Below are 928 nucleotides of genomic sequence, written 5' to 3' on the forward strand. Positions count from 1 at the left end.
AATGATAAGGACAAATATAACCTGAAACTTGCCTGTAGTTGAGTCAAATACTGCATAGAAATTAAGGGGGGTAAGCATAAGCTTTTCCCGACTGAAGTCCTGACTCACCTCCAGTACCGGATTATCAAACTGCCAGACGCGCACGACCTTTGGCGCGACGACGCGACAGGACTGCGCGACCGTTCTTGGTAGCCATGCGAGCACGGAAACCGTGGGTACGAGCGCGTTTGATGGTGCTTGGTTGGAAAGTACGTTTCATGTCGTGTTACCTGGTTCGTCCACAACGGGCCGGAATGGCCCCCGTTTTAAGAGACCGGGGATTCTAGAGAAAGCAAGCCTTCAGGTCAATTTCCAACCAACGTTTCCTTATAAATAGATCTCAGGACCTTCTTTGGTTGAAAGCCTGTTTGCCATAAATAAAAATAAAGAAGGGAATTATTTAAAGCTTTTCTGTAAAGCTTATAAAAGCTAGGGCAGCCATCCTCTGTGGATAACTGACTCAAGGCCTTATTTAACCTGATGTACAGAGAATGACAACTACGGTGGAAAACAGTGTTCAGCCTGTGCTGCACTGTCGGATAACCTGTGTGTGGAATGGGCTGTTATCCACAGGCAGGTTATCCACCGAGTTTAGCCCCCACTTGTCCAATGCCCTTAGACGGGGTTATCCACAGAGCTTATTCACATACCGTTGGTCGCCTTTTTTCCGGTTAGCGCATAGTTAAATCATGGATGCGGGGCAACCTGCATGTGGATAAGTGGACGGCTCGCCGCTACAATGGCCGCTTGTTTTTGCCTCACCGGCTTTCAACTTAGGGGATATCCGTGTCAGTGGAACTTTGGCAGCAGTGCGTGGAGCTTTTGCGCGAGGAGCTGCCTGCCCAACAAATCAACACCTTGATACGTCCACAACAGGTCGAAGCCGAAG

1 protein-coding gene is annotated in these 928 nt (G+C 48.9%); it reads right to left on the reverse strand.

Annotated features, from left to right (window positions below; genetic code table 11):
* Nucleotides 1-124: 124 nt before the first annotated feature.
* Complete coding sequence (gene rpmH / locus ACIQVE_RS29160) at nucleotides 125-259, reverse strand: 50S ribosomal protein L34 (RefSeq protein ID WP_003213577.1); 135 nt, start codon at nucleotides 257-259, stop codon at nucleotides 125-127.
* Nucleotides 260-928 lie beyond the last annotated feature (669 nt).

It is taken from the genome of Pseudomonas sp. NPDC098747 (genome assembly GCF_044760045.1).
In the GTDB taxonomy this organism is placed as follows: Bacteria; Pseudomonadota; Gammaproteobacteria; order Pseudomonadales; family Pseudomonadaceae; genus Aquipseudomonas.

Bases quoted from the DNA above. Each gene is read 5' to 3' on its own strand.
- rpmH (WP_003213577.1), bottom strand. From the start codon at position 259: ATGAAACGTACTTTCCAACCAAGCACCATCAAACGCGCTCGTACCCAC.